The following is a 21,898-nucleotide window of genomic DNA, read 5'->3' as shown; positions in this document are numbered from 1 at the left end:
CCGCTTCCGCACAGGGCAAGAAGCTCCCAAATCCGGCACTCAAGATCCATAGGCACTTTTTGCTCCCGTAAAGGGCTTGAGCTTTTCAGCTTGAGTGCCGGATTGCGTCACGGGCAAATAGCCTGGGGCCTGTGCATCTGTCTTGCAGCTATGGTACTTGGAACACTGTGCTGAATAATTACTCAATATCATAAACTTTATGTTCTTGCTTTCCCTAAACTCTGCTGACCTCAGGCCCTGCGTATGGCCCGGTAAAGATGCAGGCGCAGGGAAGAAGGCAGGGTAAAGGTTTCCAACTCCATAAGCTCAAAACCGGCTCCATCAAGAAAACGACGGATGGTTTCCTCGGCAAAACCCAGCCACCTGTCCCCGAAGCGCTCCCGCAGAAACTCTTTCTCATGCCTGTCAAAATCCGCCAACAACAGCACACCACCCGGCACAAGAATACGGGCCGCATCCCGGATACCACCCTCGGGATCGGGCAGGTGGTGGAGGGCAAGGGAAATCACCGCCAGATCTGCCACACCATCGCCCACGGGAAGATGCTCAATGGCACCCAGCCGGAAATCTCCTTCAAGGCCTTCCTCAAGAAAACGCCGTTCAGCTTCGGCCAGCATTTCCATGGAATAATCCACACCGATAACACTCCGGGCCTGGGCTGCAAGCCCCCGGAGAAGTTCCCCCGTACCGCAACCAAGATCCACCGCAAGCCCCGGCTTTCCAGCCCGGTCCAGCAGGGTTGCATTCAAGTCAAAGGGACCAAGAATCTCAAGCCTGAGACGGTCCCAGTCCGTTGCAATGGTATCAAAAAAGCGGGATGTGCTTTTCCTTCTTGCCTCAAGTACTTCTGCTGCCCGGACCATGTCCGCTTCCAGATCCGGCTCCTGCCGCAGCCATTCCCGGACAGCCGTAACAAAATTTCTTCCACTGCCTTCGGAAGGCACACCATAAAAGGCCCATACACCGTCTCTCCTGCAGGAAAGAAGCCCTGCATCGGTCAGAATTTTTAAGTGCCTTGAAATACGGGACTGGCCCATACCCATCACCGCAACGATTTCATTGACGCTGAGTTCATGTCGATCCAATATATGGATTAGTCGGATTCGTGTGGGGTCGGACAGAGCCTTGCAAAATATTAAAATATCCATATCTCTTGATATATCTCCCAAAGAAACCATGAGGTCAAGCTTTTTATGAACACGCCATGGGCCTTCTTTTTCTTCTCACAGGCTTTGGACTTGCAGTCCTGAGCCTGTCAGGGTAAAGTAAAAGGCATTATATGTCCCAACCTGAAAAAAGCATACTTTTTATCCCCTTCCTCCTCTTCTCCCCCATGGAGACGCTGCCATGACAGACTTTAAAAAACTTGCCGAAGAACTCGGACTGGAGATAGCGGATTTTATCGAACTGACAGAACTTTTCATTCAAACAACCACTGATGATATTGCACGCCTTGAAAAAGCCCTTGAGAACCAGGATGCCAATTCTGTAAAGGATATTGCCCACAACATAAAAGGAGCCTCAGGTAATCTTGGCTTTAAAGCCATTTATGTCCTCACCACTGTGGGTGAAAAAAAAGCAGCTGAAGGCAAACTCAGCGTCCTTGCATCCCTGCCTGCAGCCCTGAAAAAAGAAGTTACCATCCTTCAAAGCGCCCTGTAATACAAATGGAGACTTCCATGCCCGATCTCCCGGCTTCCCATATACCTGCCCCAAAGGAACTGACCCTTCTTGTGGTGGACGACAGCCCCATAAACGTCAGACTTCTGGAAACGGCTCTCTCCAAGGAAGGTTACAGAATTCTTACGGCAGCCAACGGGCCAAAGGCCCGGGAGCTTGCGCTGGAAAACATGCCGGATCTGATTCTGCTGGATATCATGATGCCCGGTGAAGACGGTTTCAGCGTGATCCGTTTTCTTAAAAACCACACAGCCACCGCATCCATTCCAGTGATCTTTCTCACGGGTGTCAGCGAAATAGAATCCAAAATCGAAGGTTTTGATCTGGGTGCTGTGGATTATATTATAAAGCCCTTTCATCCCATGGAAGTGCTGGCAAGGGTAAGACTGCATCTGAAGCTGTCCATTGCCACCAACTCCCTTATCATCAGCCAGGCCCAGAAACTGAGGCAACTCAAAAAAGCCCAGACATCCCTGCTGGTAACTCCGGAATCTTTACCGGAAGCCCGCTTTGCAGCCATTTATGAATCCTTTCAGGAGGCAGGTGGCGACTTCTATGATGTTATTGCCATATGCAAAGACATACACGGCTACCTTGTGGCGGACTTTTCCGGCCATGACATCAGCACCTCCTATCTTACGGCATCCATCAAAGCCCTGATGAAACAGAACTGCACTCCCATATACCAGCCAGCAGAAAGTATAAAGCTTATCAATGATGTTCTGGTAGAGATTCTGCCTGAAAACAAATACCTGACAGCATCCTATGCCCACCTGAACCGTAAAACCATGAAACTGACCCTGGTAAATGCCGGCCACCCTCCTGCGGTATATGTACCGGAAAATGCTCCGGCCCGGCTGATCCGTATAGATGGGGATATTCTGGGTATGTTCCGCAATGTTATCTTCGGAACACAGGTTCTTCCCGTTAAGTCCGGGGACCGTTTTTATCTGTATTCAGACGGCCTTGTGGAAAGCAGCCTGGACCGTTCCGTATGGTCCCAGGCATCGGAACGCATGCTGGGTGCCTGTGAAGAAGTACGCGGTCTTCCCATTGCAGAGGCCGTAAAAGGTATCCGGAATATTCTTCTGCCTCCGGAAGTCCCCATTGAAGATGATATTGTTATCCTGGCCATTGAAATCTGAACTTCTGCCTACAGGATAAACCCTCCGCTTTTTTTATGGAGCAAAGCCATGAACCATAAACTTTTCATCGTGGAAGAAATAGCACAGGGCCTTGCCATCCGCATGGGTGCCGATATGAGAAATATTGACCTGGCCAGCCATGAAACCCAGCTTTTTTTAAAAAAACAAAATCTTGAAGCCCTCACCTTTTCCATCTGCCTTGGGATGCGGGAAGCACTGACCAATGCCGTCCGCCACGGCAGCATCAATCTTCCGGAAGGAATAATCACCTACCAGGTCCAGATCATCGGTCAGCGCATTGTCCTTGAGATTATGGATGAAGGTCCTGGGTTCAACTGGCGAACATCCCAGAAAACAAATCCGGACGCAGAAAACGGCAGGGGAATCCATATCATGAAAAACTATTTCAACACCTTCCGTTATAATGAAAAAGGAAACCGTCTGACTCTGGAAAAAGACATTCCCGGCTGTTTTTGAACCCCTCCCCCCTCTGACACTGCTCCCCCACCAAAGACCATATTTCCGAAAAACACAGACCGAAAACCATAAACTAAAAAGCAATCACCCTGTTTTTTACTTGCATACACCGCCCGAATTGCCTAAAAATCTTTTCTATGGGACACGTATTCGACCAAAAAGACAGCGAAACCTACCTGAAATGGCGACAGAGTGAAGAAGGCCTTCTTTCCACAACCCTGGAAACCAGACTTTTCTTTGACCTTCTCTGCCCTGCACCGGAAGACTCCATTCTGGATATAGGATGCGGGTACGGAGAAATTCTGGAAGCCTGCATCAGCCGGGGCCTGGACTGTACGGGACTGGAGCCCTCTCCCTTCATGCTGGATCTTGCTCTGGAAAGACTGGGAAACAAAGCAGGCCTTTTCCGTGGCTATGCAGAAGACCTTCCCTTTGATGACAATTCCTTCAACCACGCCTGCCTTTTCACCACCCTGGAGTTTGTTTCTGAACCGAAAAAAGCCATGGAAGAAGCCTTCCGCGTGGCCAAAGACCGGGTTTTTATCGGGGTACTCAACAGATACGCCATCAAGGGTGTACAACGCCGCATTCAGGGTTTTTTTGGCAAGGGCATCTACGCAAAGGCCCGTTTTTTTTCATTGTGGGAAATGAAAACCATGGTAAAGGAACTGGTCGGAGATGTCCCCGTCACCTGGAGATCCATCTGTCTTTTTCCCGAGACATCCGGCTCCATAAGTTTTTCTCCGGATACCTGGCCCCTGGCCCGACGCATGCCCTTTGGTACCTTTGTGGGCATGGTTGTTACCCTGAAACCCAGATTCCGGGTCCGGCCCCTGGCCCTTCCCTATCCTTCGGAATCCAGATATAATGAGGGCATTACGGGCTTTGCTGCCCAGTCCGGGGAAAAAATGCGTAAGGATTCCTGATACTGAAACCCGCCTGAAAGAAAGCCATGAGCCCCCTTCATAAAGCCATAGACACAACAATCACCTACGGTCAGATGATCAAATTTTCCCATTCCGTTTTTGCCCTGCCCTTTGTTCTTTCTGCTGTGGTGCTGGCAGCCCGTGAAACACCCATACATGCCATAGAGCTCCTTTTCATCCTTGTGGCCGTAGTATCGGCCCGTACCGCTGCCATGGGCTTTAACCGCATTGCCGATGCAAAACTGGATGCTGGCAATCCCAGAACCGCCATGCGTGAAATTCCAGCAGGCAAAATATCCCCCAATGCAGCCCTTCTTCTCGTTATACTTTCCAGCATGGTTTTTATTATTAGTGCTGCAGCCCTTGGTCCCCTATGCAGAAATCTTTCCATTCCCGTTCTCTTATTTCTTTTTGGCTATTCCTACACCAAACGTTTTACACTGCTCTGTCATTTCTATCTGGGGCTGGCCATTGCCATGGCCCCGGCCGCCGCATGGGTGGCCCTTACGGGCAGTCTTTCCTTGGAAGTTCTCCTGCTTTCCGCAGTACTTTTCACCCACATAGCAGGCTTTGACATCCTCTATGCCTGTCAGGATACGGACTTTGACAAAAAAGCAGGACTCCACTCCATACCTGCACGATTGGGCATCAGAAAAGCCCTTCTGCTTGCCAGAACACTCCATGGCATCTGTGCCCTTTTCATCTTCTCCCTTTATCCAGCCTTTGATCTGGGGCCTGTATTCATCATTTTTGCCCTTATCATCTGCGGTCTTCTCATACTGGAACACAGCATGGTAAAAGAAAATGACCTTTCCAGCATACCCATAGCCTTTTTCCATGTGAACAGCATCATAAGCCTGCTTCTCTTTGTGGGTATACTTCTCGACATCTGGACAGGGAAAGGCTTTTAAATGCGCTTTGTTCTTGCCATTACAGGCGCATCCGGCGTCATCTACGGCATCCGGACCTTAGAAAACCTTCTGCTTCAAAGGGCAGAAGTTCACCTTGTAATCTCGGATTCGGGAAAAAGCGTGCTGGCCCATGAAATGGGTTCGGATAAGATCTTAGACATTCTTGAAAACCGCAATAAGCTCAGCAGTATTTCCGGCCTGAACATCCATGAAGTCCATGACTTCTTTACACCTCCGGCATCGGGATCGTTTGCCCATAACGGCATGGCCATCGTCCCCTGTGCCATGCGCAGCATAGGCAACATTGCCGCAGGCATAGGAGACAACCTCATTCACAGGGCCGCAGATGTCTGCCTCAAAGAAAAAAGGCCCCTCATTCTGGTACCCAGAGAAGCCCCCCTCCACGCCATCCACCTGAAAAATCTTCTCTCCCTCGCAAATACCGGGGCCACCATCCTTCCGGCAAGCCCGGCCTTTTATCATTTCCCCAAAGACATGGAAGCCCTTGTGGACTCCGTTGTGGCCCGGATTCTTGACCACCTGGGCTGCCCCCAGAATCTAATGCCACCCTGGCAGGGGGCATAGACAAGCAGACCATTTCTTAATTACGAAACGATTGCAATGTCACCCACCAACAGCCTGACTGTCTCTTCCACTTGAAAACCCACACCTGTATCTCAAGAATAAAGATGCTGAATATTTAAATTTTTTCAACCACCTCACCTCTTACCTGAAAGAGGCGATGCCCCAGACTTTCTTCCGCAGCCATATTGATTTCTCCCAAAGCCTGATTGAGTCCATAGCCTTCCTGAAGACAAAAGACCTCTGCCATATCCACGGAAACCGGGGCTTCTTTTTCCAGAATTTCCCGTATCACAACCAAGGGCACTGCCAGAGCTTCCAGCCCTCTTCTCTGGTCAGTTCCGGAACTTTCCGGCACAGATGCAGCCTGATCAACTTCCTTCTCCTGCCCGTCCTCAGACCCTTGAAATAAAATGGCATCCTCCTGTCCAGAAAGCAGGGGAGCTTCCTCCTCAGGCTTTGCTGCACCCTTTTTTTCCTGAACAGGAACCGGAGATATTTCTTTTGAAAGGGCATCTTCGAGCCAGTCGCCCGGATCCAGCTCTTGTGACAATTGACTCTGCCCACTTCGGGATGTTCCATGAAAATCGGGCTTACGAACTGTATTATCTGAAGCCGTATCTGCCGCAGCATTGACTGAAGTCTCTTTTTCCCCGCCCTCTTTTTTCAGAATTTTCTCCCTTTCTTCTTCCGAAAGCCCTTCATCCTGCATCCGGGAAAAAGCCGTTCTGAAGCGGGTCTTTTTTTCCCTGTAACGCCCCTGCACATAGGGCAGTCCCAGAACCAGCCAGAGAGCTGCAACAAAAAGCAACAGAACCTGAAAACCCATGAGAAGGGCATGACCAAAGGACCATACGTTCAGAATCAGGGCCAGAGCCAGCCCAGCAAAGGCTGCGGGATAGGACAGAAACCATGGAAAGGGATAGGGCGACATAAAACAGATCTCCTTTATGCTAAAAATTTTGTGTAATTATTCAGGAAATTTAATTTTGAATTTCATGCATTGTAATTTCAACAGCTTTGAACGATTGCAAGGCACCTTGGCTGTTTGCAAGTGACTTTGCAATCGTTTCGGATCAAAGCTTTGCAGACCTGTGCGAAAGAAGCGGCAAACTGTCTGAGCCGCCACAAAGGCAGCGTGCTTAAGCCTGCCATGGTAATCAAAAAGCTTATCCTGCCTGTGGCGGGGAGTTTTTGCCGCTTCCGCACAGGACAAGAAGCTTCCGAATAAGATTGCGTCACGGGCAAACAGCCTGGGTGCCTGTGCATATGCCTGACAGCTATGGTCCTAAGCCAACGCAGACGGCGTTGAATAGTTACAGCATTGTTTTTATTCACAGTTTAAAAGGAAAAACCTAAGGCCGTATAGAACTGATCTTCTCCCAGATCCTTATCCAGCCCCCTGGCATACCCGAGCACAAGGGGTGCTGTGAAATGATACCCCAGCACCAGTTCCACATGAAGCTCAAGACCTGCTCCGGTAAGCTGACGCATGGCCCTGCCCTCATCCCAGGCGCTTCCGGAATCCACGTGAATGCTTCCGGAAATATCCCCCAGACCAAAGGGCATCAGGGACCAGTTCCGCTCCACCCGAAAAAGCATGGAAGTAAGACTCAGGCGCTGGGCCGCATATATGTTTCCCGTCTGAACGGAGCGGGGATAACCCCTGAGGACAGCCTCATTCCTGCCGAAAAGCCTCATTTCCTCCCCTGTACGGGTACCACCGATGCGAAAGGGTTTTGCTTCCTGATCCGCATAACCCCCGGCAAGGCGTACACCAAGGGTACGTGGCCCCGGCAGATTCCATATTTTACGGATGGCACCCTGCACCACAGCGCCCTTGTAATCGCTGTCCAGAATCTCATTACTTTCTGCTATCAGCTCTCCGTAAAAACCCCATCCTATACCGGGCACATGGATATAGTGTTCCTCGTCCCTGAAGGTCAGGGCCATACCGGCCAGATTGGATTCCATGGACACCCTTGAAAAAACTGAAGGAGCATCCACCAGAGTATCCCGCTCATGGACGAGCCCCCCGTGCAGGGCCAACCTGTCCTCAAAAAAATTCAAAAGATGGTTACGCTGCAGGGTCACACGGTCTTCACGTATGGTGTAATCCCAAAAAACCTCGCCGACCCTCACCTCACCAAAACGATGGCTCCTGTCCAGAAGCAGAAGCCATCGATTATCACAGGCATAGGTCAGGCTGCCGTTTACAAGATCATTTTTCATATCATAGGCAGCCATGAGACCATAACTGTGGCGGTCCAGGGCATCACTTCCATGGGTCTCAAATCCCAGCTGGCTTGACTCCCCACTGGAAAGCCACACAGGAAACCAGTACCGGGGCCTAAGGCTTTGAAGGGGAGAATATTTTCTTTCCGACCCCAGATTCTCTATTGCATCAAAAAGAAAGGGGGAAATCTTTTCACCGGCCACATCTTCCTTGGGAAAAGCCTTCAGGGCAGCAGGATGATCCACCCGCATAAGCCTGAATCCATCTGCGGTATAGGCCTGATAATAAAGACCCTTATTCCCTGCAAAACCGGGACTGAATGCACCACCGGAAGAACGGGTCCACTGCTCCAGCATCCCCGTTTCCGTATCCATGACATAGACATTATAGACACCATCATAATCCGCAGAAAAAAGGATACGACCATCCGGCATAAAAGAAGGCTGGTTCTCCATAAAAGGAGTAGATGTCAGCCCGCTCCATCCTCCTGTGGCAAGGTCCATAATTTCCAGATTCCAGCCCTGTCCGGCCCGCTTCAGACCTGCTACCAGCCGCTCCCCTGCGGCATCCACATCAAAGGCCCCCAGCACATCCCCTTCGCTTCCCCGCCAGAGGAGCCGCATACTTCCTTCCATATCAAGGAAATACAGCTCACTCAGCCCCGCCTGCTGCCGACTGACCAGAAGACTCTCACCTGAGGGCATCCAGCGTACCCTGCTGAAACGCTGATTCCGGGTCAGTCTCTTCCATCCCACCTCCGGCATATGGATAAATATATCATGGAACACCCGGCCATCCACACTCCTCAGGATACGGGAAACGGCAAGGCGGCCATCTTCGGCCACATCCATATCGCTCAGGGGCCGCAGGGCCATTATGGGCTCACGCCCCTTTTCCGTATACCTGAAAAGCCTGCGACGATCCTTTCCACTGTCTTCCACAAGAAAAAAATCATCTCCTGCAACGGCAGTCACCTGATGGAAAAAGTTCCCGGAAGGCAGCATCCTTTCTTCCATGCCTTCCCCTTCGGAGTGACCATCGGCAAAGCGTTCTTCCATGGCCAGCCGGAAATCTTCCCAGAGTGCAGGAAAAATTTTTCCAAACACCCGCTTTGCCTGAAAATTCAGTGTGAAAAAAGGAATCAGCTCCCCACTCTGGCGGTACAGAAATTCAGCCACAGCATCTTTGCCATAAACGGAAATCAGGTAGTCAATAAAAAAGGCCCCATAAAGATAAGCCTTATTAATGGGCCAGTTCCGCAGGGGAACCACCACTTCCTGAAGATCCTTCCAGTTTCCGTTTCTTACCTCAAGGGCCATCTGGGCTGCATAATGGCTGCCCTGCAACCGACCGTAACCTGCGACCGCATCGGATTCAAAATAAACGGCCATACCCTCCAGCAGAAAAACAGGAGTCAGGACATGGGGAAAAAGCAGGGGAAAACGGCCAAAAATCTTTCTGCCTGCATTTACAGCTCCCCGGCCCATTTCCATATGAAGGATATGTACATACTCATGGCGGATAAGAAGATGCAGCCATTCATCATAACTCTCAAGACTTCCGGGATCGGAAGGTGCTGCAACAAAAAGCCTGATCCGGCCATAGGGCAGAACCGTTGCCCAGCCATTGGAAAAATCCGTATCATCGGACAATACGATATGCGTTCTTTTTACAGGCCCGGACCCAAAAAAAGGAAGAAGCTCAAGGTGCACACCTTCTGCAATGGCAAGACAGCGCCGGGCCATCTCCTGAAAACCATCTTCGAAGTGAATTTCAAAATGCTCACTTTTAAGGGTTTTCCAATCCCCGCCCCAGGCAACGGAAAGGGCATCCGCCCTTGAAGCTGACAGACTGAAAAACAGTATGACCAGACAGATACCAAAGCAGCCTTTCAGGCTGTTGTGGCCCATGAAAACCTCCCTTATCCGAACAGGCCGAAAACAACCCGTAACCCATGGAATAACTGCATGAATGAGTGTTGATGGAAGAGCATAACCCGGAAGGAAAAAAGCCGCAAGCGGACTCTTTTAAAAAACGCTGCTATTCAGCACAATTTATTTTGAAAATCCAATGCTGCAATTGCAGCAGTTTCGTATTATTGCAAGGCACCTTGGCTATTTGCAAGTGACGTTGCAATCGTTTCGGATCAGAGATTCGAAGGCCTGTGCGAAAGAAGCGGCAAACTGTCTGAGCCGCCACAAAGGCAGCGTGCTTAAATCTGCTATGGTAATCAAAAAGCTTATCCTACCTGTGGCGGGGAGTTTTTGCCGCTTCCGCACAGGGCAAGAAGCTCTAAGAATAAGATTGCGTCACAGGCAAATAGCCTGGGTGCCTGTGCATCTGTCTGGCAGGTATCATACTAAAAAAACGGTGCTGAACAATTACAAAAAAACAAAGTTAAAAACCATACCGGCTCCCCTGCCGGGTATTTCTTTTTTCCAGACGTTCCAGAATGGCATTGCGGGTTTTTTCCTTTTCCATGGCCCAGAGCGGTGCCACAAGCTCATCTTCATGTGGATCTCCGGTCAGGCGCTGTATCACCATATTTTCCGGAAGAATCTCCAGAAAATCACAGACCGCCCTCACATAAACCTCCTCTTCCATGCAGACATAATCCCCTCCCCTGTACATGCCTTCCAGCGGGGTTCCCTTCACCACATAGAGCAGATGGATTTTCACTCCATCAATACCCATGGAGGCCAGAACCCTTGCACTCTCCTGCATCATGGCCTCATCTTCGCCGGGCAGTCCCAGAATCACATGCACGCATATGAAAATCCCCCGGCCACGGGTCATGGTCACGGCCCTCTCAAAGGATGCAAAATCATGGCCCCTGCCGATGAGGGCAAGGGTTTCATCATGCACACTCTGCAGGCCGTACTCTATCCATACCAGAATACCCTTTTTCACATAGCTTTCCAGCAGATCCAGAATCTCTTCACTGACACAGTCCGGCCGGGTACCAATGGCAAGCCCCACCACCCCATCCACGGACAAGGCCTCATCCCAGATGGCCTTCAGGTTTTCCAGCGGAGCATAGGTATTGGTATAACTCTGAAAATATGCCATGAATTTTCTGGCTTTGTAGCGCCTGCCCATATTGCGTTTTCCCTCAAGGATCTGCTCTGTGATGCTTTTCCCCACTCCCAGAGCGCCTGTACCCGAACCTCTTGGGTTGCAGTAGATACAACCTCCGGTTCCCAGAAGGCCATCCCGGTTCGGACAGTCCATGCCCGCATCCACGCTGATTTTCTGCACCCTTTCCCCGAAATGATTTCTTAAAAAGGCATTAAGATCATAAAAACGGGCATGATTCTGACGCATCTGAAACACTCCTTGACCCGAATAGCTACAGGGTCTTATACTTTAATGTTTTTTAAGTTCCCGGCATCGGGGCCTTATACAGCAGAGGGACAGGGCAAAGGCACTTTGCCCCGACCGTAAAAATCAGATACCACAGCACAGGGGAGATCACCAGAAAACCATGTCCCATATACCTGCATATGATATCCTTGTCATCGGCGCCGGTCATGCAGGCTGCGAAGCCGCTCTGGCCGCCGCCCGTATGGGATGCCGCACCTGTCTTTTTGCCATTGATCTGGATAAACTGGCATCCATGCCCTGCAGTCCTTCCATTGGCGGAACAGCCAAGGGCCACCTGGTACGGGAAGTGGACGCCCTTGGCGGAGAAATGGCAAAAATAAGTGATCTCACCGCCATCCAGTATAAAACCCTTAACACCAAAAAAGGTCCGGCTGTCTGGTCTACCCGTACCCAGAATGATAAAAACCTCTACCACAGAGCCATGAAACAGGTGGTGGAAAAATGCCCCGGACTGGATCTCCGTCAGGCTCTGATTGAGGAACTTCTGGTGGAAGACGGCCGCATTGCCGGTGTTATGGACCACACGGGCTTTGAGTACAGGGCCAGATGCGTCGTCCTTGCCACAGGCACCTTTCTTTCCGGAAGGGTGCACATAGGCCTTCGCTCCATTGAAGCAGGAAGAGCCGGAGAATTTGCCGCCTACGGACTGGCCGCCAGCATGAAAAAGCTGGGCTTATCTCTGGGACGCATGAAAACGGGCACACCCCCCAGACTCAAAAAAAACTCCATTGATTTTTCAAAATTTACGCTCCACATCGCAGACAGTGACCCCAGACCCTTTTCCTTTTCATCCCTGCATCCTTCTACTTTACCCCAGCTTCCCAGCTGGATGGGACACACCAGCGAAAAAAGCAGGGAAATCGTACTGGCCAATCTGGACAGATCTCCCCTTTATTCCGGCCGCATTCAGGGAGTATCCGCCCGATATTGTCCTTCCTTTGAGGACAAGGCCGTTAAATTTCCAGAGAGAAAAACCCATCAGGTGATCCTTGAACCCGAAGGCATTGATACGGATGAAATTTATGCCAGCGGCCTTGGCAACAGCCTGCCCATGGATGTGCAGATTCCCTTTGTCCGCTGTGTCCCCGGACTGGAAGAAGCGGAAATCATAAGACCCGGTTATGCCATAGAATATGATTATGTGGATCCAGTGCAGCTTCAACCCACCTTGGAAACAAAAAGCGTAAAAGGTCTTTTTCTGGCAGGCCAGATCAACGGAACCTCCGGGTACGAGGAAGCCGCAGCTCAAGGAATCTGGGCCGGCATCAATGCCGCATGCAGGGTTCAGGGCCGTCCACCATTTATACCGGACAGATCCGAAGCCTACATGGCCGTTATGGTGGATGATCTGGTTACCCGTGGCACCATAGAACCTTACCGCATGTTCACCTCAAGGGCAGAGTACCGCCTTCTGCTCCGGGAGGACAATGCGGATCTGCGCCTTGCGGAAAAGGGCCATGAACTTGGACTGGTGGATAAGATCAGCGTAGAGAAGGTAAGGGAATACCGCCGCCGGACAGAGCTTGAAATTCAGCGCATCCGGAGCATCCATCTAGGCCCGGCTACGGCCAACCATTTTCTTGTGGAAAAAGGATCTGCGGAGCTGAAAAACGGAGTACCGCTGGATCAGCTGCTGAAAAGGGCGGAGCTGGACTATTCATGCATAGAAGCCCTGGCACCGCCGGAAAAAACCCTTCAGGACCGGGTAAAACAACAGGTGGAAATCGGCATCAAATATGAGGGCTATATCCAAAGACAGATGCAGGAGGTTGACCGCTTCCGGGATCTTGAAAAAATCCGCATCCCTGAGGACTTCTCCTATGAAGGCATGCCCGGTCTTTCTTCTGAGCTCAGTGCCAAACTGCAGAAAATCCGGCCAAGGACACTGGGGCAGGCTTCCCGCATGGAAGGCATCACCCCTGCAGCCCTTGCCCTGATCCGGATGGCACTGAAAAAAGTACCCACTTCTGCCTGAGGGGACCTTATGTTCCGTGCACAGAATATCAGAATCCACAATATCGGCCCCCTTTCCCTTAACCTCAGCCCCGGAGAATGTGCCGGGATATCAGGTCCTTCCGGGGCAGGAAAAAGCATCCTTATGCGGGCCTTTGCAGATATGGAACCCTTTTCAGGCGATCTGAGCCTGAAGGATATTCCCCATAACAACTTTTCAGGCCCGGAGTGGCGTAAGAAGGTCGCCCTGATGCCCGCTGAAAGCCAGTGGTGGTTCCATACGGTGGGCGAGCATTTCACAGAAGAATTTCCTGAAGAAGCTGCCGCTTCCCTTGGCTTCCCTACGGATGTACGGAACTGGGAAATCCATCGCCTTTCCAGCGGTGAAAAACAACGGCTCGCCCTGCTGCGTATCCTGACCCATCAACCTGAAGTGCTGCTGCTGGATGAGCCCACAGCCAATCTGGACAGCCTGAACACTGAAAAAGCTGAAAATTTTATTCTGGCGTATCTGAATAAAACCCGGTCTGGTCTGGTATGGATCAGTCACGATCCGGAGCAGTTGCGCCGGGTCTGCCATACCCTTTACAAGCTGGAAGACGGCAGGCTTTCCAGAACAGGCAAGGTTCTGTATTGAAGGAATTGTCATGGTAACACTCTCTCCATTTGATCTGGCACTGGCAGGCACGCTGATTTTCATCAACGCCGGACTCTCCCTGCTGCTGCGCCTGAACATCGGACGTCAGCTGATGGTATCTGCCCTGCGCACGGTGCTCCAGCTTTCTCTGCTGGGTTTTGTTCTGAAATTTATCTTTGATCTTGTAAATCCCGGACTCATTGCCCTCATGGCCTTTTTTATGATCACCACCGCCGGGTGGGAGGTCATGCAACGGCAGTCCTACCGTTTTTCAGGTATATGGGGGTTCGGCATCGGTACCTCTGCCATGTGTCTTTCCTCCTTTCTCATCACCCTCTTTGCCCTCATCGCCATTATCGGTAAAGATCCATGGTACGCTCCCCAGTATGCCATCCCCCTGCTGGGCATGATTCTCGGGAACACCATGACGGGCATTGCCATCGGTCTGGACAGACTTACCCAGACCGTCTGGGAAAAAAAAGCTGTCATTGAAACCCGCCTGATGCTCGGCCAGAAATTTTCCGAAGCGGTTTCAGACATCCGCAGAGACAGCATACGCAGCGGTCTGATCCCCATTATCAATGCCATGAGTGTTGCCGGTATTGTCAGCCTGCCCGGAATGATGACCGGCCAGATCCTTGCCGGGGCACCGCCCATGGAAGCCGTAAAATATCAAATCCTTATCATGTTTCTCATTGCAGGCGGGGCCGGTTTCGGAACCATCTTTGCCGTGGGTGCTGGTGCAAAAAGACTTTCCGATGGCAGGGACCGCCTGCGGCTGGATCGCCTTGGAAAGAAAAAATAACCCTGCGGCAGAATCAGCGGCCAGCTCATGCGCTTGACACTTTTAAAAACCTTTTTATCTTTTTTCCGGAAAAAAAGACTTTAATACCGGAAAGATATCCACTTGTGAGGGACTATGGGCAATACGGATTACTATAAAATTCTTGGTGTGGATCGCAAAGCAAGTACAGAAGAAATAAAAAAAGCTTACCGGAAACTTGCCGTTAAACATCATCCGGATAAAAACCCTGATGATCCCGGTGCAGAAGCCACCTTCAAAAAAATCAGTGAAGCATATGCGGTTCTGAGTGATCCTGAAAAAAGACAGCAGTATGATATGTACGGCTCCGCAGGCTTTCAGCAACGCTACAGCCAGGAAGATATTTTCCGGAACTTCGATTTTTCAGATGTTTTCCGGGAGTTCGGATTTGGCGGTTCCGGTTTTACTTCTTTTTTCGGAAGCGGACGCAACGGCGGTACCCGTTTTCACCATACACCGGCCAAAGGACAGGACAGGGTGTATCAGCTGCCCCTGACTTTAAGGGAAATGGCCGAAGGCGCACAAAAAACCTTAAGTTTTTCCATACAGGGGAAAAACGAGCAACTACAGGTCCGCATTCCAAAGGGAATGCTTCCGGGCAAAAAAATCCGCCTTACGGGCAAGGGCAATCCCAGCCCCACCGGCGGACCTCCCGGAGATCTTTATATTCAGTCATCTTTAATCCCGGACCCCGTTTTCCGCCATGAAGATCAGGACCTTTTCATTGACCATCATATCGGACTGACGGACGTTCTGCTGGGTACCCGCATCCGTGTCCCAACCCTGGACGGCAAAGAGCTGGAAATAAACATCTCCCCCGGCACCCAGCATAAAACCAGAATGCGCATTCCCAACCGGGGCCTTCCGCAAATGCAGAATCCGGATCAGAAGGGTGATCTCTACATCAATATTATTGTCCGCATGCCAAAGGAGTTAAGCAGTGAACAAAAAGAACTGATCATAAAACTCAAAGATACGGGTCTTTAAAAAAGTTCACTTTTTTTCAAAAGTCCACTTGAATCCGGCAGATCGGTTGACTTTCTGCCGGATACCGGATATTTTTTTACAGATTTAAAAAATATTGAAATAATAATATACAAAAACCTGTAAGGATTATATTTTATATGACGGAACTGATGCCCTTGCTTTCCGAAGAACAGATTCATACCCGCATAAAAGCGGTGGCCCAAAAAATTTCCGAAGATCACCAAGGAAAAAACCTGATCATGATCGGCGTACTCAAGGGAGCCTTTATCTTCCTTGCAGACCTTGTCCGCCAGATTTCCATCCCCTGCACCATTGACTTCATAGGGGCATCCAGCTACGGCAAAGAAAAGATGTCTTCCGGCCATGTTCGGATCACAAAAGACGTGGATCTCAACCTTGACGGTGCCCATGTGGTTCTTGTGGAAGATATCGTTGATACAGGCCTTACCCTCAGCTATCTGATCAAGCACCTGGAAAACCGGGGAGCAGCATCCGTAAAAATCTGCACCCTCCTGGATAAGCATGAACGACGAGAAAACAATGTCCCCCTGGACTATGTCTGCCACACCATTCAAGAAGGCTTTATTGTGGGATACGGCATTGATTACGCTGAAAAATACCGCCACCTGCCAGCCATCTACCATATTCAATCCTAAGGAGAGGAAAGCCGCATGATCATCACGTGCGAGGCCTGCGCCGCCCGATTCCAACTTGACGATCATTATATTCAACCCACGGGCACCAAGGTACGATGCGCCAGATGCCAGCACGTATTTAAGGCCTTCCGGGATCCGGAACCTCCTGTGGGCGAACCACAAGATGATCTGCTGAATATTGATGATATTCAAAAACCACTCCATGCTGCCCCGCCACCAACAAAAAAAGATCCGGACAAACCAGAAAGCCAGAAAAGCCCCCACGATTCACTGCCAGATCTTGCACCCCTGCCAACAGATGAACTGCCGGATGAAACTGACTATCCTTCTTTTGATATTCCAGAACTCACTGATATGGATGTCGCATATCCGATCGTTGAAGGCATTGTTGAAGATCATAGCTTTGATCTGGAAATGGAAGCAGAAACTCCTTCGGATCAGGATGGAATAGAAGATCTGGACTTTGAACTGGACCCGCAGCCCAAAGCAAAACCGGAGACTCAGGAAAAAGAAGACTTCTCCTTTGATCTGGATCTGGACATGGAAGCAGAAGCTCCTTCGGATCAGGATGAAATGGAAGATCTGGACTTTGAACTGGACCCGCAGCCCAAAGCAAAACCGGAGACTCAGGAAAAAGAAGACTTCTCCTTTGATCTGGATCTGGACATGGAAGCAGAAGCTCCTTCGGATCAGGATGAAATGGAAGATCTGGACTTTGAACTGGACCCACAGCCCAAAGCAAAACCGGAGACTCAGGAAAAAGAAGACTTCTCCTTTGATCTGGATCTGGACATGGAAGCAGAAGCTCCTTCGGATCAGGATGAAATGGAAGATCTGGACTTTGAACTGGACCCGCCGCCCAAAGCAAAACCGGAGACTCAGGAAAAAGAAGACTTCTCCTTTGATCTGGATCTGGACATGGAAACAGAAACTCCTTCGGATCAGGATGGAATAGAAGATCTGGACTTTGAACTGGATCCGATAACTGAAGCAAAAGCAGATGCTCAGAAAAAAGAAGATGATAATATTTCTTTTGATCTGGACTTCAATCTAGAACCTGAAATACCAGAAACTGAAGAAGATACTCATAATATTGATTTTGATTTCGATCTGGATCTGGGTGACGAAACACCCAAAAAGCAAGAAGAAGTTCAGGATCTCGACTTTGATCTGGAACTGGATCTGGGTGACGAAACACCCAAAAAGCAAGAAGAAGTTCAGGATCTCGACTTTGATCTGGAACTGGATCTGGGTGACGAAACRCCCAAAAAGCAAGAAGAARCTCAGGATCTCGACTTTGATCTGGAACTGGATCTGGGTGACGAAACACCCAAAAAGCATACCGAAGACGACGAACTGGAACTTAGTCTGGATGATTCTATTCCTGACCGACCAGCAATAGAAGAATCATCTTCGTCAGACGAAGCACTTACTCCTTATTCCATTTCGATTCCAAAAAGAGATACGCCAGATAGCATTGAAAAAGATCCTGCTGATGCACCACCTACTGTTCAGAAACCAGACATGCTTCGTTTTATCCTGATTCTTCTTCTGCTGCTCATTCTTATGGGAGCTGGAATTTTCGGTGCTGTTTTATACGTTCAGAAAAATAATATTACCCTGCCATTTATTGGCAAGACAACTGTCAGCACTCAACCCGAGTTTCAGGATCCGGGCAACCTTAGAATCCGCACAAGCGCAGTCAACCACAACTTCATCAACCATGAAGAAGCAGGGAGATTGCTAATCATCACCGGTCAGGCCCAGAATAATTATCCACAGGCAAGACGCCACATTCACATAAGGGCAAAAATCTTTGCTGGAGAAGCCCCAACCTCTACCCGTATGATTTATGCAGGAAATACACTTCCTGAAATAGAACTGATGCGTATGCCCCTGACGGAAATAGAAAAAGAGCTGAACAAAATATCAGGAGATCGTAATATTAACGAAAATGTTTCCCCAGGACAGATGATCCCATTTATGTTCGTCTTTTCAGACCTTCCGCAAGGGCTTTCCGGATTTGAAATTGATGTGATGCGTTCTTCCCCTGCAGAACAGAGATAAAAAAACAGGGCCTTCAAAAAATAAGGTTGACGTATGATAAAGGCCCTGTTAATAAAGCTGTCGTTTGTCGGGCAAGGCCCTGATCAAATATGGCGATGTAGCTCAGCTGGTTAGAGCATGCGGCTCATATCCGCAGAGTCCGGGGTTCAAGTCCCTGCATCGCCACCAACACCAAACTTTAGGCCGCCGAAAGGCGGCTTTTTTATTGCCTGAAATCCAGCATCCCCCCCTTTTTACCCAACCACTTCAACATATTGATTTTACATACCACCACATTTCGAGTAAACTTAGTTTCAGTTTTTCATTGTCCACAGACATACTAACATTATAAAATCAAAGCCGTACAATCACTGATTTTAAAAAAACCATATTTTTCCCCGGGGGCTTCCAAGAATAATGACCTTACGGAGCATTGTAGCTATGGAATCAGGCCGGTTCATCCCTCCCGCCCTCAGGCAGGACCAGTATCTTTTCCGGAAAGATCTGGTTTATTTTGCTCGCTCCGTACTGCATGAATCCGGCAGGCTTGCAACTATAGCTCCGGCAGGTCAGGGGAAAACCTCCTTTGCCGTACAGGTTGCCGGTACAAACCCTGTTATCTGGCTTTCCTGTGATCCTGCGGATGCAGATCCTTCCGTTCTGGCCACAGACCTTCTCCTTGCAACCCATACAGCCCTCAGGGACTGGCAGGACCAGGGGCTGCGCACACGGGCTCAAAGGGCCGAACTGATGCTGCAGGGAGCTGAAAAGTTTGCCCGTTCCTATTATGCAGCCCTTACCCGCCACACCCCGGATATACTCATTGTTCTGGATGATCTGCACCTTGCTGCCCATGCAGTCAACCAGCCTCTTCTGGAAGCCATTGCCACACAAAAACCTAATAAGATCCGCCTCCTCTGGCTTTCCCGTACACTTCCCGAACCTCTGCTCAAAGGGCTTGACACAGGGGATTTCCCACGTCTGTCCATGGACCGGCTCGCCATGGCCAAGAGTGAAATACACAGGCTTTACAAAGACGTTTACAATATTCCCATCAGCCCGGAAACCGCCGCACAGATCTACAAAACCACCCATGGGTGGAGTATGGCCGTTGCCTCTGTGCGACAGAGAGTCAAAGGCAGCCCTTTTATTACTGATGAAATCTTTCCGGACACAGATCTTCAGCGTTTTTTCCATGACACCTTCCTTGGCCGCCTCACGGGCCTGCGCAGAAGCTTTGTCCTCTGCCTCAGTGCCCTGGAACGCATCCCCCTTGCCATGGTTGAAGAACTGGCTCCTGACACAGAATTCCCATCCATATTTAAAAAACTTGGGGAAGAAGGCCTTCTTCTGCAGCAACCGGGTACGAATACCTGCACCTTCCACCATCTTATCCGAGATTTTCTTCAAAATAAAAGGGATCATGAAGAACCTCTGCACAGCCGCAGATCTTTTTTTTCAACCATGGCCCGCTGGTATGAAGAAAGAAATTTTCTTACCGAAGCATTAAGATGCCTTACCCTCACAGGGGATGGGGAAAATGCTGAAATTCTTTTGGACCGTCATTTTCCGGATTTTCTGGAGCTTAGGCAGGATGCCCGCATTGCCTCATACCTGAGTGTCTTTGAAGTATCCGAAGGCTGCCCTACACTGGCCCTCTCCCTGGCTTTTTTCTCCATGGCGGAATCTTCCCCGGAAGAAACATCGAAACTTCTCCATACAGCAGCACAGGGCTTTGCTGATAAACAGCATCCCGCGGGAGAACTCCGGACTCTGGTAATCATGATACGCAGACGCCTTTTCGGTGATCCCCTTTATGATCATCCTGACAGTCTTTTTCTCCGCATGAAGGAACTGCTTCAGCATCCGGATCTGCATCTTTCAGAAGTGGATCATCTCCTTGTGGCACTGGGCTGGGGACAGTTTGCCATCCTCCATGCCTTTTCACGGAAAATGGTTCAGGAAAAGGTATCCCCTGTCCTTGGAAAAAAACTGCCTGCCTCCCTTGTCTCCATAGAGGCCGAACTCACCGCCATCCTCACCCATGGCGAAGCCATGACCGGGAGGCACAGAACAGCCCTTGAAATATCTGAAAGGGGACATGCCCTTCTGGCCGACCCGGGAATTTCTACCTGGAGTGCCTTCTCCCTTCGCTTTGCACGGGCCAATACCCTTGGGCTATGCGGTATGGAAGCAGCCTTTGTACGGGAAAGCAGCCATATTCTACGCATGCCACCTCCCCTTCTGGAGCTAACACTGGCAGTTCCCTTTATCCGTATCCGGGAAATTGCCTTCCTTATACAAAAAGGCCATTATGATCAGGCAGAAGCAATGGCAGCTGTAAGGCTTCAGGATCCCCACGTGGCAGGACAAGCCTCCCTAAGGGGCGAATTTCTCCAGTACAGGGCATGGGCCCTTGCCCTTGCCGGAAAAAAAGAAGAAGCCCTCAAAGTGGCGACACTCTCAGAAAAAGCCCAGACAGAAGGTGGCAATGCCTTTTTTCAGTTGATGAATCTTCTTATTACCGGAGCCGTTGCCGTTCTTTGCGACAAAGAAGAAGATGCCCTGAAAAGGCTGCATTCCCTGCTCCAGCAAAAACTTGTGGCAGAAGAGATCTGCCTCCGGGAAGGAGCCTTCTGGATGCTGAGCCTTCTGCATTTTCGAAGAGGAAGAAAGGACAAGGCATGCCTTCATCTTGAAGAAGCCCTGAAACTGTCGGGAATTCGGAATGCACCCCACTTTCTTTTTACCCCCTGCTGGTTGCCGGAACTTCTGGAGCTGGCCATGGAACAGGGCATCCTGAGACAAAGAACAGCCATTCTGGCTAAAGAAGTACTGGGCATGGCCTTTGATGCCAAAAATAAAGCAGCTCCCCTGATAAAAATACGCCTGATGGGAAGTTTCACACTCTGCTACGGTGAAAAATACATGACTGCATCGGATTTTTCTCCCCTTCACCGCAGCCTTCTCGGACTGCTCATCCTTGCTCCGGGCCACAGCGTGGCCGTCTCCACGATTCAGGAAAAACTCTGGCCCCATGTGATGGCGGAATCTGCCCGGACATCCATGGACACGGCCCTGCTGCGTCTCAGAAAGCTCCTTTCGGAAAAACTGGGAAAAGCTGCGGTTAGCAGCCTTGTACTCAGCAACGGCATTCTTTCCCTGAGCCCCCTTGATGTGGATGCCCTGGCTTTTCTTGAAGAAGTGGATGCAGCGGAAAAAGCCAGATTCTCAGGCTATCCATGGATGGCCGAGGCCCATGCAGCCCAGGCCTCAGCCCTGGATGAAGGAGATTACAGCGGAGAAATTCTGGGGATTGAAGAAGCATCCATCCTTGGAGAGCGCATTGCTGCAGCCCGCAAAATTCTTATGGATTATTTCAAAGAATAAAACTCCCTCTGACCTTCTCCAGCTTTCATTCATGGCTATATAAAAGACCTTCTTTTCGCAAAACA

General features: G+C 50.1%; 17 protein-coding genes and 1 tRNA gene. 14 read left to right on the top strand and 4 right to left on the bottom strand.

From position 1 onward, the window contains the following. Positions 1-230: 230 nt before the first annotated feature. Positions 231-1,148, bottom strand: coding sequence for an ArsR/SmtB family transcription factor (locus FIM25_RS01330; protein WP_179953069.1), 918 nt, complete (start codon positions 1,146-1,148; stop codon positions 231-233). A 199-nt stretch (positions 1,149-1,347) separates the two neighbouring features. Between FIM25_RS01330 and FIM25_RS01325 the strand changes: the two genes are divergently transcribed. From FIM25_RS01325 to FIM25_RS01300, 6 genes are all read left to right on the top strand, one after another. Then, complete coding sequence (locus tag FIM25_RS01325; protein ID WP_139445368.1) at positions 1,348-1,662, top strand: Hpt domain-containing protein; 315 nt, start codon at positions 1,348-1,350, stop codon at positions 1,660-1,662. A 17-nt stretch (positions 1,663-1,679) separates the two neighbouring features. Then, the gene (locus FIM25_RS01320; RefSeq protein WP_139445366.1) at positions 1,680-2,825 is read left to right on the top strand and encodes a PP2C family protein-serine/threonine phosphatase; all 1,146 of its coding nucleotides are present in this window, start codon (positions 1,680-1,682) and stop codon (positions 2,823-2,825) included. 48 nt (positions 2,826-2,873) lie between these two features. Next, positions 2,874-3,302 (top strand): ATP-binding protein, encoded by a 429-nt coding sequence (locus tag FIM25_RS01315; protein ID WP_139445364.1) that lies wholly within the window; start codon positions 2,874-2,876, stop codon positions 3,300-3,302. 137 nt (positions 3,303-3,439) lie between these two features. Then, positions 3,440-4,228, top strand: coding sequence for a class I SAM-dependent methyltransferase (locus FIM25_RS01310; protein ID WP_139445362.1), 789 nt, complete (start codon positions 3,440-3,442; stop codon positions 4,226-4,228). Between the two features lie 26 nt (positions 4,229-4,254). Next, positions 4,255-5,139: a UbiA-like polyprenyltransferase gene (locus FIM25_RS01305; protein WP_246051946.1), complete on the top strand. Its 885-nt coding sequence runs from the start codon at positions 4,255-4,257 to the stop codon at positions 5,137-5,139. Beyond that, a complete protein-coding gene (locus FIM25_RS01300) occupies positions 5,140-5,724 on the top strand; it encodes a UbiX family flavin prenyltransferase (protein WP_139445360.1) in 585 nt (194 codons plus the stop codon). It begins immediately after the preceding gene. Positions 5,725-5,839: 115 nt separating this feature from the next. Here the strand turns inward: FIM25_RS01300 and FIM25_RS01295 are convergent, their stop codons facing one another. From FIM25_RS01295 to mnmL, 3 genes are all read right to left on the bottom strand, one after another. After that, positions 5,840-6,655, bottom strand: coding sequence for a hypothetical protein (locus FIM25_RS01295; protein ID WP_139445358.1), 816 nt, complete (start codon positions 6,653-6,655; stop codon positions 5,840-5,842). 407 nt (positions 6,656-7,062) lie between these two features. Further along, positions 7,063-9,867 carry a PD40 domain-containing protein gene (locus FIM25_RS01285; RefSeq protein ID WP_139445354.1) on the bottom strand — a complete coding sequence of 935 codons (2,805 nt, stop codon included), beginning with the start codon at positions 9,865-9,867 and terminating at the stop codon, positions 7,063-7,065. Positions 9,868-10,354: 487 nt separating this feature from the next. Beyond that, positions 10,355-11,281, bottom strand: coding sequence for a tRNA modification radical SAM protein MnmL/YtqA (gene mnmL, locus FIM25_RS01280; protein WP_139445352.1), 927 nt, complete (start codon positions 11,279-11,281; stop codon positions 10,355-10,357). 160 nt (positions 11,282-11,441) lie between these two features. On the opposite strand from mnmL, the gene mnmG reads away from it, so the two are divergent. The 8 genes from mnmG (at position 11,442) to FIM25_RS01240 (ending at position 21,833) form a co-directional block, all read left to right on the top strand. After that, complete coding sequence (gene mnmG, locus FIM25_RS01275; protein ID WP_139445350.1) at positions 11,442-13,316, top strand: tRNA uridine-5-carboxymethylaminomethyl(34) synthesis enzyme MnmG; 1,875 nt, start codon at positions 11,442-11,444, stop codon at positions 13,314-13,316. 9 nt (positions 13,317-13,325) lie between these two features. Beyond that, entirely contained in the window at positions 13,326-13,931 is a 606-nt protein-coding gene (locus FIM25_RS01270) for an ABC transporter ATP-binding protein (protein ID WP_139445349.1), read from the top strand. A 10-nt stretch (positions 13,932-13,941) separates the two neighbouring features. Next, positions 13,942-14,736, top strand: a complete 795-nt coding sequence (locus FIM25_RS01265; RefSeq protein ID WP_246051944.1) for an ABC transporter permease — start codon at positions 13,942-13,944, stop codon at positions 14,734-14,736. 114 nt (positions 14,737-14,850) lie between these two features. Beyond that, positions 14,851-15,741, top strand: a complete 891-nt coding sequence (locus tag FIM25_RS01260; RefSeq protein ID WP_139445344.1) for a DnaJ C-terminal domain-containing protein — start codon at positions 14,851-14,853, stop codon at positions 15,739-15,741. A gap of 137 nt (positions 15,742-15,878) precedes the next feature. After that, on the top strand, positions 15,879-16,397 hold the full coding sequence (gene hpt, locus FIM25_RS01255) for a hypoxanthine phosphoribosyltransferase (protein ID WP_139445342.1): 519 nt from the start codon (positions 15,879-15,881) through the stop codon (positions 16,395-16,397). Positions 16,398-16,412: 15 nt separating this feature from the next. Continuing rightward, positions 16,413-18,464: a DUF3426 domain-containing protein gene (locus tag FIM25_RS01250; protein ID WP_139445340.1), complete on the top strand. Its 2,052-nt coding sequence runs from the start codon at positions 16,413-16,415 to the stop codon at positions 18,462-18,464. A gap of 91 nt (positions 18,465-18,555) precedes the next feature. Beyond that, positions 18,556-18,632 (top strand) — tRNA-Met (locus FIM25_RS01245). 252 nt (positions 18,633-18,884) lie between these two features. Further along, positions 18,885-21,833: an AfsR/SARP family transcriptional regulator gene (locus FIM25_RS01240; protein ID WP_179953068.1), complete on the top strand. Its 2,949-nt coding sequence runs from the start codon at positions 18,885-18,887 to the stop codon at positions 21,831-21,833. Positions 21,834-21,898: the final 65 nt, after the last annotated feature.

This window comes from Desulfobotulus mexicanus, from assembly GCF_006175995.1.
In the GTDB taxonomy this organism is placed as follows: Bacteria; Desulfobacterota; Desulfobacteria; order Desulfobacterales; family ASO4-4; genus Desulfobotulus; species Desulfobotulus mexicanus.
The sequence above is the reverse complement of the archived record's forward strand: the minus strand, read 5'-3'. Positions and strand labels throughout refer to the sequence as shown.

Coding starts and splice junctions, on each gene's coding strand:
- hpt (WP_139445342.1), top strand. CDS start 15,879: ATGACGGAACTGATGCCCTTGCTTTCCGAAGAACAGATTCATACCCGC.
- FIM25_RS01305 (WP_246051946.1), top strand. CDS start 4,255: ATGAGCCCCCTTCATAAAGCCATAGACACAACAATCACCTACGGTCAG.
- FIM25_RS01295 (WP_139445358.1), bottom strand. CDS start 6,655: ATGTCGCCCTATCCCTTTCCATGGTTTCTGTCCTATCCCGCAGCCTTT.
- mnmG (WP_139445350.1), top strand. CDS start 11,442: ATGTCCCATATACCTGCATATGATATCCTTGTCATCGGCGCCGGTCAT.
- FIM25_RS01315 (WP_139445364.1), top strand. CDS start 2,874: ATGAACCATAAACTTTTCATCGTGGAAGAAATAGCACAGGGCCTTGCC.
- FIM25_RS01310 (WP_139445362.1), top strand. CDS start 3,440: ATGGGACACGTATTCGACCAAAAAGACAGCGAAACCTACCTGAAATGG.
- FIM25_RS01265 (WP_246051944.1), top strand. CDS start 13,942: ATGGTAACACTCTCTCCATTTGATCTGGCACTGGCAGGCACGCTGATT.
- mnmL (WP_139445352.1), bottom strand. CDS start 11,281: ATGCGTCAGAATCATGCCCGTTTTTATGATCTTAATGCCTTTTTAAGA.
- FIM25_RS01260 (WP_139445344.1), top strand. CDS start 14,851: ATGGGCAATACGGATTACTATAAAATTCTTGGTGTGGATCGCAAAGCA.
- FIM25_RS01330 (WP_179953069.1), bottom strand. CDS start 1,148: ATGGATATTTTAATATTTTGCAAGGCTCTGTCCGACCCCACACGAATC.
- FIM25_RS01270 (WP_139445349.1), top strand. CDS start 13,326: ATGTTCCGTGCACAGAATATCAGAATCCACAATATCGGCCCCCTTTCC.
- FIM25_RS01240 (WP_179953068.1), top strand. CDS start 18,885: ATGGAATCAGGCCGGTTCATCCCTCCCGCCCTCAGGCAGGACCAGTAT.
- FIM25_RS01285 (WP_139445354.1), bottom strand. CDS start 9,867: ATGGGCCACAACAGCCTGAAAGGCTGCTTTGGTATCTGTCTGGTCATA.
- FIM25_RS01320 (WP_139445366.1), top strand. CDS start 1,680: ATGCCCGATCTCCCGGCTTCCCATATACCTGCCCCAAAGGAACTGACC.
- FIM25_RS01300 (WP_139445360.1), top strand. CDS start 5,140: ATGCGCTTTGTTCTTGCCATTACAGGCGCATCCGGCGTCATCTACGGC.
- FIM25_RS01325 (WP_139445368.1), top strand. CDS start 1,348: ATGACAGACTTTAAAAAACTTGCCGAAGAACTCGGACTGGAGATAGCG.